This is a genomic window from candidate division KSB1 bacterium (assembly GCA_022562085.1).
Lineage (GTDB): Bacteria > Zhuqueibacterota > Zhuqueibacteria > Oceanimicrobiales > Oceanimicrobiaceae > Oceanimicrobium.
Map to the genome: position 1 here is coordinate 1 of JADFPY010000141.1, position 10,471 is coordinate 10,471.

The 10,471-nt window shown below is 44.0% G+C and carries 8 protein-coding genes; 4 read left to right on the forward strand and 4 right to left on the reverse strand.

Translation table 11 applies throughout. From position 1 onward, the window contains the following. On the forward strand, nt 1–1,375 hold a 1,375-nt coding region (locus IH879_12510), incomplete at its 5' end, for an ATP-grasp domain-containing protein (protein MCH7675761.1). Between the two features lie 925 nt (nt 1,376–2,300). Next, nucleotides 2,301–3,320 (forward strand): metal-dependent hydrolase, encoded by a 1,020-nt coding sequence (locus IH879_12515; protein MCH7675762.1) that lies wholly within the window; start codon nt 2,301–2,303, stop codon nt 3,318–3,320. 8 nt (nt 3,321–3,328) lie between these two features. Here the strand turns inward: IH879_12515 and IH879_12520 are convergent, their stop codons facing one another. Beyond that, on the reverse strand, nt 3,329–4,261 hold the full coding sequence (locus IH879_12520) for a metallophosphoesterase (GenBank protein ID MCH7675763.1): 933 nt from the start codon (nt 4,259–4,261) through the stop codon (nt 3,329–3,331). Nucleotides 4,262–4,666: 405 nt separating this feature from the next. Further along, nucleotides 4,667–4,813: a histidine phosphatase family protein gene (locus tag IH879_12525; protein MCH7675764.1), complete on the reverse strand. Its 147-nt coding sequence runs from the start codon at nt 4,811–4,813 to the stop codon at nt 4,667–4,669. 722 nt (nt 4,814–5,535) lie between these two features. Here IH879_12525 and IH879_12530 point away from each other — a divergent pair. Both IH879_12530 and IH879_12535 read left to right on the forward strand, forming a co-directional pair. Continuing rightward, nucleotides 5,536–7,302 carry a hypothetical protein gene (locus IH879_12530; protein ID MCH7675765.1) on the forward strand — a complete coding sequence of 589 codons (1,767 nt, stop codon included), beginning with the start codon at nt 5,536–5,538 and terminating at the stop codon, nt 7,300–7,302. A gap of 217 nt (nt 7,303–7,519) precedes the next feature. Continuing rightward, nucleotides 7,520–9,037 carry a serine hydrolase gene (locus IH879_12535; protein ID MCH7675766.1) on the forward strand — a complete coding sequence of 506 codons (1,518 nt, stop codon included), beginning with the start codon at nt 7,520–7,522 and terminating at the stop codon, nt 9,035–9,037. Nucleotides 9,038–9,204: 167 nt separating this feature from the next. Here the strand turns inward: IH879_12535 and IH879_12540 are convergent, their stop codons facing one another. Together IH879_12540 and IH879_12545 are read right to left on the reverse strand one after the other, a co-directional pair. Beyond that, nucleotides 9,205–9,891, reverse strand: coding sequence for a trypsin-like peptidase domain-containing protein (locus tag IH879_12540; protein MCH7675767.1), 687 nt, complete (start codon nt 9,889–9,891; stop codon nt 9,205–9,207). Beyond that, nucleotides 9,888–10,034, reverse strand: coding sequence for a hypothetical protein (locus tag IH879_12545; GenBank protein ID MCH7675768.1), 147 nt, complete (start codon nt 10,032–10,034; stop codon nt 9,888–9,890). The genes IH879_12540 and IH879_12545 overlap by 4 nt, the downstream gene beginning before the upstream one ends. Nucleotides 10,035–10,471: the final 437 nt, after the last annotated feature.

Here is a 10,471-nt window from a genome sequence, read left to right on the forward strand (position 1 = left end):
GCTCTATTTCGATGAACTGAGCTTTGAGACTATTTTTGATATTTATGAAAAAGAACACCCGCTGGGAATTGTGATTTCTATGGGGGGACAAGTTCCCAACAATTTGGCGGTCAAGTTTCAGCGGCACGGCTTGAAGATTTTAGGAACCTCCGCCGAGAATATCGACCGAGCTGAAGATCGCCATAAGTTTTCCTCTCTGTTAGACGCCCTTGAGATCGATCAACCCGAATGGAAAGAGTTGCTCAAGCTTAAAGATGCGAAGAAGTTTGCCAACGAAGTTCAATACCCTGTTTTAGTACGACCCTCTTATGTATTGAGTGGCGCCGCGATGGGAGTTGCTTCAACGGATGAAGAGCTAACGACCTTTTTAGAGAAAGCTGTGGAAATATCAAGCGAATGCCCGGTGGTGATCAGTAAGTTTTTGGAAAATGCTAAGGAAATCGAATTCGATGCTGTGGCTATGAACGGCGAAGTCATTGTAAATGCGATCTCCGAGCACGTCGAAAATGCCGGCGTGCACTCCGGAGACGCCACGTTGGTTTTGCCGCCGCAGAGAACTTACCTTGAAACGATTCGCAAAATAAGAAATATTTCAAGTAAAATTGCGCAGGCACTGCAAATCACCGGACCGTTTAATATTCAATTCATTGCCAAGGGCAATTATGTTAAAGTTATTGAATGCAATTTACGCGCCTCCAGAAGTTTTCCTTTCGTTTCCAAAGTTTGTAAAATCAATTTTATCGAGATTGCCACAAAAGCGCTGATGGGACAAGCTGTTGAAACGCCTGTTAATTCTTTTATGGACCTCAACTACGTTGGCGTCAAAGCGCCGCAGTTCTCTTTCACACGCCTGCTTGGCGCCGATCCGACTTTGGGCGTCGAAATGGCCTCCACCGGTGAAGTCGGATGTCTCGGCGATGATTTCGAAGAGGCGTTTCTAAAGGCGCTCATTTCAGTTGGCTTTAAATTCCCATTGAAAAACATCTTGATTTCTACCGGTCCCCTGGAAAATAAAGCTGAATTCATCTCAAGCGCTAAATTGCTTAAAGAGCTGGGCGTACAAATTTATGCAACTCGAGGCACATCAAGGTTCATGAAGCAGTATGGAATTGACGCTGAGATTCTGAATTGGCCTTTGGAGAAAAAGAGCCCGAATGTTTTAGAGCTTTTAAGTAACGGAGGTGTTGATTTGGTCATTAATATCCCCAAGAATTTTCAGGAAAAGGAGTTGACAAATGACTACATCATCCGCAGAAAAGCGGTCGATTTTGGCATTCCATTGATCACCAATCTTCAACTTGCACGGAGACTTGTCGAAGCGGTTGCAAGAAAAGCGCCTAACGAATTGCACATAACAAGTTGGAATGAGTATTAAAATATTTGAGGCACTATATCGTTTTGTGTGGGTAAATATTAGTTTAGCATCTTCTGTTTTTGGACAGGATGAACAGGATTAATAATCATCATGTACATCCAATACTTGCTCTCGCTAACCAGCGAACTCCCTAACCCGGACAAGCCCCGTGGGATACAGATCCAACGGGGCAAGCCGGAAATCCCAAATATCAAATCCCAAGCTTGTCCCCGAATGCTTTTATCGAGTATGCCAGAAAATGACTTATCAGCGCCTAAAGCAACTAATATATTTAGGAGGCGTAAAAGAAATGTCTTTATCGTCTTATGTAGAAATCATATCCAACCAATTAACTTGAATAATTCACAAACCTGCATTTTGGGCAAAAAAACCTGGCCAGCGCAGTGGCAATAGATGGTTGCGAAAATTAGCAAAGCACGTTTCCGCAATCCATGCAGTGTCGGAGACCGCTTCGCTTAACTCCGACACTATCCGATGCCTGCGGTTTGTAGTACTACGGGTGAAGTTTTGATTTTTTGCAAACCCCGTGGGATAACCCCAACGGGGTAGGAAAAATAACAAGAAACAAATCTCAAATAAAATCCCCTGAACCAAATTATTTTTAAGATTCCAATTGCAGAAATGCCAACTTGGATTCATGCTTTACTCACCATTTTAGCCGCATATGCTGGTTTTGGATTTATCTCGCACATAGGAAAAGTGAAGTTTCAAAATATATTTGAAAAGTTTTTATACATACTAATTCTCCTCCACCTCAGTTCAACTGCAATTCTTCACCTCTATTCAATAATATTCAATAGCAACGACTGGATTAAAATTTTTCCATTTTGGTACAGTTTCATGGCCATTGGATATTTTGCAATTTTTGCCTATTACAGTTTCAGGTTGAACTCAAAATTAAAACAATAAAACTTTGTGATTAATAATGGACTCAATCACACAAATCGCGCTCGGCGCAGCCGTTGGCGAAGCGGTTCTCGGAAAAAAAGTCGGCAACAAGGCTGTACTCTGGGGCGCGGTCGCCGGCACCATTCCGGATTTAGACGTCATTCCGGGGTTTTTTATGGACACGGTCGCCCGGCTCGATTTTCATCGAGGCTTTTCACATTCAATCCTGTTTTTCCTGATCCTGGCGCCCATCCTGGGGACACTTGTTGCGAAGATTCATCGGCAGGAAAATGCTTCGAGGTGGGATTGGACCAGGCTGGTTTTCTGGAGCCTCTTTACTCATCCGTTGCTCGATTGTTTCACCACCTGGGGCACTCAGCTATTTTGGCCATTTGAATACCGGGTGGCCTTCAAAAGCATTTTTGTCATTGATCCGCTTTACACTCTGCCGCTCATTGTCTGTGTCATTTGGCTTTTGTTTAAAGGGCGGGGAAGCCAAATCCGCAGGAAAATAAATATCATCGGCCTCACTTTGAGCAGCGGTTACCTGCTTCTGACTCTTGTCAACAAGCAAATCATGAATCAAAACTTTGAAAATATTTTGCAAAATCAGAATATAGAATATTTTCGTTTTACCACTCAACCGACTCCCGCAAACAATGTCTTGTGGTCTGGTACCGCTGAAACAAAGGATGGGTTTTACATCGGCTATCATTCTTTTCTGGACAATCAAGAGGACACACCATTTCTCTATTTTAAAAAAAATCATCAGTTATTAGGGGAGATGGCAGAAAATGAAAAAGTAGAAAAATTGATAGCGTTAACGAACGGCTATTTTATTGTAGACTCCTCTGAGAATGGCGTCACGATTAGCGATCTGAGATTCGGGCTGATCAATGGGTGGGCAACCGAATCGAGTGAGTTCGTTTTCGCCTATAACCTTCAGGTTCCCAAAAGCAACACCAACCAACAGCTTATCATTCGCCAAAAACGTGCTTCGATAAATGTGTCAAGCGCAATGCTGAGGCAGTTCTGGATGAGAATTAAGGGAACTTAGAAAGGAGCCTATTTATTTGGGAAGTACAACGTCCGGCTGGGCTCCCGGCCGTATCCAACAACTTCCAAGCGATCCGGATAAACCTCAATAATGGCGTAGGCGTTTTTATCAACTGTGTCAACCATACCCTGCAGCGTCAAATAGTGAATGCCATTTTTTTTCTGGTAATTACCGGGATGGTAGTGTCCGTTTATGTAAGCCACAACGCAGTCATGGGATTCGATAAGATTCATGACTTCCGTGTCATTCCAAAGGGTATTGGTGTTCCTTGGAAAAACCGGGTGATGGCAAAACAAAATCACTTTTTCGCCGGCAGTACAAGCTTGATTGAGCGTATTCCTTAGCCAGCTCATTTGCTGGTCACCCAGCGCTCCATTAAATTTTTGTGCATTCGGCAAACCTCGATCTTGCAGTTCCTCGAACCTCGCTTTGGCACTTCGGTAGGCCTCACTATTTTTGGGTACCCGGTAGGTACTGATATCATTCCCGTCCAGCATAACAAACCGCCACCCTTTAACGCTCATGTCGTAATACGGATTTTCAAGGCCTATTTTATCCAAAACGGCACTCTTTTTTTCCTGACTTACTGAGAATTCGTGATTTCCCAGAACATGGTACTTTGGCATCACAAGTTGCTCATAAATCGGCAGCACTCGATCGAAGCTGGCGAAATCTTTCTCGATAATATCGCCAAGCTGAATGACGAAAGCCAAATCCTTTGAATTGAATTCCCGAACACATTCTTCGAATTTGGCAAGCGTTGTCCGGTAGTAAATGTCATTTCGAGGATCGCAGTCGCAGTACTGTACATCTGTAAGAACGCCAAAAGTAAACTCCGGATTAATGGAATTTTTGTAACTGCCGGGAAGGCAGCTAAAAAGTAACAGAGGAAGGATGAAGAGGAATAATTGGGTTTGAGTGACTGAGTGATGCCTAATCATAAAATTCGAACCGGCTTAGGGAAATCCATTGTTTTGGTCCAAATTAGAGTTTCGGTTGAGGTTAATTCCAAATTCATAGTTATAGGGTCTTACAGAGTGAAATGGTTTAGTTTCGCCCGGGTTAGTATGCTTTTACCATAGTGCATCATTCACGCTGCTCGCTGCGCCGTCCCTCTCGATAGTGACGATATAGAGTCGATCGAACTCGCCCTCGTTGATCACCGAGTTGGGCTTTCCTCCGAGCAACTCGACCAGCCGCGGGGTAGTATTGCTGTGGCCCACCCCCAGATGTCGGCCCCCCGTTCTACGCAGTTTTTCGACCAGAGTGGGTAGACCCTGTCGAGCATCGTAAAGCTCGACTTCAAGTCCATACTTGTTAGCGGTGGGTGCCGCCGTATCCCTTGTCTAGGTGAAGTCGGAACTATGGACGTATTCAATCTCCGCGCTACGAAGGTTTCTGGCGAGTGCCGCGGCCCGTTCGTGGCCGGCAGCGGACAGTTCCGGATTATCGCTGAGGTCGGCTTTCTCGCCATGCCGCACAAGGAATACCATCAGAGGCTTGTGTTTCGACTCAGAAGGGACCGTATCTGGCTTCGATGAACAGCCGAATCAGCATGACCGTTAACAGTAAAGTGGCAATCGTGGACACTGTCATTGTTTTTCATGGTTTTGTTTCCTTTTCTAAGAAGCCAACTATATGCCGGTCACCACTTAGTCAGCTTAACCCACTACTCACCATTTATTACAAAATTAAATTGGTCAAGCATTCAACTCAATTTAATTTCGCCGACCATTTTGTTTTAGAGTATAAACAATTACAGAACAATTGGACAAAGATAAGCAAGAGATATTTAATTTTCAAGGATTTCCAGCAGAACCGAAGCACTGACCGGTCTCTCCCGGAGTGATCGGTGGTTCTAATCTGTTTTACAAGGTGAGTTGTTACAGCCGCCTGCCTTAGCTTTTCTAATTTTTTTTGTATCGTCCCCCTGATTACTTCTCAGAGTTTTATTGTCCCTCCATTTCATTCAACGTATTTTTCTTAATTTTGCCCGCGGCCTAGCTGACAGCAGACTCGGTGCTTTCCAATAAATCAATAAGCGTCTCACAAATTGTTTTGGCCCTAGAAATTTAACAGAATTTAGGTTTTCTAACAAGTTTTAATTTTAGTTTTTTATACGTAACCATTTTGGAGTTTTGCAGTATACACTAAATAATCAATCCCTTCTTCAAAAAAATGTTGTCTTTTTTAAGTAAGTTAAGGAGCCTCTGTTATGAAAAAAACAGTGATATTGTGTTTATTGATGCCATTGGCAGTGTGCTTTGCACAAAAGGATGTTCTGGTTGATATTCACAAAGTCTACCCCGAGGAGATGGAAGTAGCCGGCTTCGAGCTGAGTCGGAATCAGGATGTGCAGGTCGAAGCAGTCGGGTTGTTTTATCGTGCGAGAAGATATGATTTCATGTTAGGCACCGCCTGGATTTTGAACGCCGAAACCCGCGAAGTTGTCTGGGAATTACCGGAAGCTGAAACAGAGCCAGAACGACGTGACGATCTGCAGGAGTTTTCCGGCAAAGTTTCTCTTTCCAAAGGAAAATATGAAGTCTATTACTCAGCCTTTCCTCATTATCGATACGAGGGTGACTGGGATGATCACGACAACCATTGGAGCGGCAGAAGAAGAGGCTGGCAAGGCTGGGTCGCCGATATATTTGACGGGCACTGGCGTGACGACAGGTACTATGATGAATTTAAGGACGCCTTCCGCGAATTTAAAATTGTTGTCAAAGGAAACGGCAAAAAACTCGATCGCGACGCTATTGAAAAAAACCAGGACGCCCTGAGAAATGCGGCTGTGATTTCTATTCCCGTTTCCCGGGATGACGTTTACGAAAATCAGGGCTTTATTCTTGACAAACCGGTCGAGCTTGAAATCTATGCCATTGGCGAAGCCAACCGTGACGGCAATCATGATTACGGTTTGATTGTAAACACCAAAACCCGCGAAAGAGTCTGGCAGCTAACCTACCGCGATTCCGATCACGCCGGCGGCGCTCGCAAGAATCGAATGAGCAAAGAAACAGTTTCATTACCGGCAGGAACATATGTCGCTACTTTTATTGCGGATGATTCTCATTCGCCCTGGGAATGGAATTCGCCGCCGCCTTACGATCCGGCCTTCTGGGGCTTGACCATTCGCACCAAGAATTCGAGTATGAAAAAACACATCAAGAAGTATGATTATGAAGGCTACCAAATTGAGAATGCAATCGTCGACTTCACCGGCCTGCGCGACGATGAATTTATGACCAAAGGGTTTACTTTGAAAAAGTCTATGGACTTGCGCATCTATGCACTCGGCGAAGGCCGCGATCGAGAGATGTTTGATTACGGCTGGATCGTGGACGCCAAAACCCATAAGAAAGTTTGGGAGATGGATTACCGCGATACCGACCATGCCGGCGGCGGCAAAAAAAACCGCGTCTTTGATGATGTCATTAGATTTGAAAAAGGCAGCTATATCGCCTATTTTGTCACCGATGATTCGCATTCATTCCGGCGTTGGAACACTTCGCCACCTTACGACCAGGAACACTGGGGTTTGACAGTTGTGCCCACCGACGAAAAATTCAATCCTAAAGATGTCGCGGAATTTAAGGAATCAGACGATAAGTCGGCATTGGCGAGAATTGTCAGAGTTCGCGATTACGAACAGGAACGAGCTAAGTTTAAATTGAAAAAAGACAGGGACGTTCGGATCTATGCCCTCGGCGAAGGTCAGAACCGCAGAATGTACGATTACGGCTGGATCGAAAATGCCGAAACCGGCAGAGTAGTTTGGGAGATGTCCTACCGCAGAACCGACCATGCCGGCGGCGCCCGCAAGAACCGCATGTCCGATGAAGTCATATCCCTGAAAAAAGGCGAGTACTTTGTGTTCTACGAAACCGACGACTCTCATTCGTATGGTGACTGGAATGCCTCGCCGCCTTATGATCCCCAGAGTTGGGGGATAACGGTCTACAAAGTGGAAGATTAATTAAAGAATTTTCACCCGGAGAATTGAAAATCCCACAGGATCTAAATTATACATTCCTGTGGGATTTTTGTTTTAAGGGAGTTTTATTACATGATAGCCCGAAGGCGTCCCGCCGAGGGAGAATAACGAGAACGCTCCGCCAGGCCTGTCTTGAGCTTGTCGAATGGAGGCCTTCGCCCTATACTTTTAGTACAATCTTACAGAGGAGGAAAAGAAGATGAATAAAAAATTTAGACGCCTGTCAAAATCACACCTTATTTTCTTCATCATTTTTGCGCTGCTTGTTTTCCAATCTTTTGCGCTTGCCAACGACAAAGCTCAAAAAATCAACGATCTTGTGAGCCAGTACAACAAGAATGGGGATTTCATGGGTTCGGTGCTTGTATCCGAAAACGGCAAAGTAATTTATAAGAAAGCCTTTGGCTTGGCAAATATTGAGTGGGAAACGCCCAACACCATAGACACCAAATTCAGACTCGCCTCGATGACCAAACAATTTACCTCGATGCTGGTCTTGCAAATGGTCGAGAAAGGCAAAATGAAGCTGGACGCAAAAATCACCGATTATATTCCGGAGTATCCCAAGCCTCACGGCGATATTATCACCATCCACCATCTGCTTTCCCACACATCCGGCATGCCGCATTATGGTGGGATTCCCGGGTTCTTTCCAAAACTCAGCCGCCAACCGTACACACCTGAAGAGTATATGAAACTGTTCTGGGACCTGGATTTATTGTCCGAAACCGGCTCGCAATATAGTTACAGCAGCTTTGGATACTATTTGCTGGGCGTCATTCTTGAAAGAGTCTGCGGCGAAACTTACGCGCAGCTTCTTCATGACAGGATTTTCGAACCGCTCGGAATGAACAATTCTACCCTCGATGACGACAAGTCGATAGTCAAAAATCGCGCTTCCGGCTACCGGAGAAATTTGACCGGATTTGAAAACACTTCATTCCGGGATATGTCAACAGCCAAGGCTACCGGTGGCATACTTTCCACCGTTGAGGATCTTTATTTATGGGACCAGGCCTTGTACACGGATAAACTGCTATCTAAAAAATACCGTGATCTTCTTTTCAAGCCGAATTTAGGAAATTATGGTTATGGCTGGAATATTCGCAAAGTTCCTGCTGGTGAGGAGAAGGAAACAACATTGATTTCTCACAGCGGAGGGATTAGTGGATTTAACAGTCTCATCTATCGCTTTGTGGAAGATAACCACATGATTGTCATGTTCAAGAATATAAGAAACACAGTTGGTCTGGGACAAATCATGCAGAAAATCGGCTCGATTCTCTACGACCAACCGTATGAACTCCCGAAGGAATCTGCTGCCAGGAAAGTGGCACTTACCAGCATTGAATCCGGTGTGGATGCCGCGGTTAAAGAGTACCACCAACTCAAGAATTATCACTCCGATGCATATTCTTTTTCCGAAGGTGATTTCAACCGAATTGGGTACGAATTACTTGGGATGAACAAATTCGATGAAGCGCTCGCGATTCTAAAACTTAATGTTGAGGCCTTTCCGGCTTCTGCAAATACCTACGACAGTCTTGGTGAAGCATATATGTTAAAAGGCGACACCGACTCCGCGATTAAGAATTACAAATTAGCCCTTGAAAAAATCCCGACCGATCCGAATTTGAGTGCGTCGGGCAAGGAAGCTTTAAAGAGAGGTGCAGAAGATAAATTAAGTCAACTGCAGGCGATGGCAGAAAAACAGTAAGTCGCCCTTATTTTTTATTCTCCGGATCACCCTAACTACTTGAACAAAAAGCATTTTTTTAGTTTTGAAAAACTTTCGCAGCCCTGTAGACATAAATTCCACTGGCGACTGCTCGACCTTTTTCTAATTTCCACTTCTTTTTCAAGAGTAAGCGCTGCAGCCACCCTTCAACAACGGAGGCCACCAACTTCATATTCAGGGCATACCCCTCGTCTTCTAAAGCTTCTGTTTTGAATGTAGATAGATAGACCAATCATGCGGCCTTTTTCATCAATGAGGGGTCCTCCCGAATTCCCCGCTTCCAGTTTGGCGTCAAAAAGTAAATAATTGGCTACTGGTTGCACGAATCTCCCGACAGTAAGCTTTAGCTCATCCGTAAAGGGATAACCGACAGCCGCTACTTTTTGTCCCGGAGTAGCTTTCAGTGTATAACTAATGACATTATTCTGGACGGTTGGAGTTTTAGTTACCAGAAGCACAAGATCATTTGCTCGATCAACAAAACCCATGATAATATTTCCTGGCAAAGGTTGTACTTCTTTGGGAATTTTTACCGCCAGATTTTCGTAGAATTCTAACTCTTTTTCGAAATCCGGTCCAAACTCTTTAGCAACGACATGACAGGCAGTTAAAATCAAGGCCCTGCCATACGGTGTTATGCCAACGATCACACCGCTTCCGGTTTTCTCTCCCTGGTTGCAAATTATTTTTACAGTAACCGGTGACACATTATTGTATGCCTTTGCCGGCATTTTGGGTAAGTCTTTCTCTTCCCCCCGGCTATTCAAACTCTGAGAAATGAGTGCAAGAAAAACAATTAAACTGAGTGAGCTTTTGCCAATCTTTTTAGTCATCTGCATTCTCCTTCTTTTTCAAATTTATCTTCAACAAGTACGACCCTAAAACGGTGGTAAGCCAGGCTAAATTCGTCAAAAAAACCGAGGTCGCCGGGTAATGGGCGATGATCAAGAAACGTAATATTAATTTTTTTTCTCATGACTTCCTCTAAGATTAGGAGGAGTACAAACTAAAGACAAATGGTGTTTTATAAAGCAGGAAAATAATTCGTGTAGGTGGTGTCGAAGATGTTTGCGAGCTAGTAACCTGCCTTTTCTAATAAGACAGGGATTTTATTACTTTTCTCTCAAATTCTTATAAAGAAAACTAAATTTTTACTCACTGTCAAGAATTGATGTTTTATTTCAAAGAGGTCTTTAATTCACCGCTTGTTCAAGTTCGGATTGTCTCAAGAGTTCAAGAAATGCGACTGGAAATAGGATAACACAATAGTGGAGCGTTTTCAAAATAACGTTGCAGTGGGTCGGTGTGATGTGTTCAGGTGTTAGAAGTGTTAGAGTGTTAAAGACTTTTCTTCCTAAGTTATTTTATTTTAGATACTTGAATCCTTTAACACCTGAACACTTCTTTCCTCAA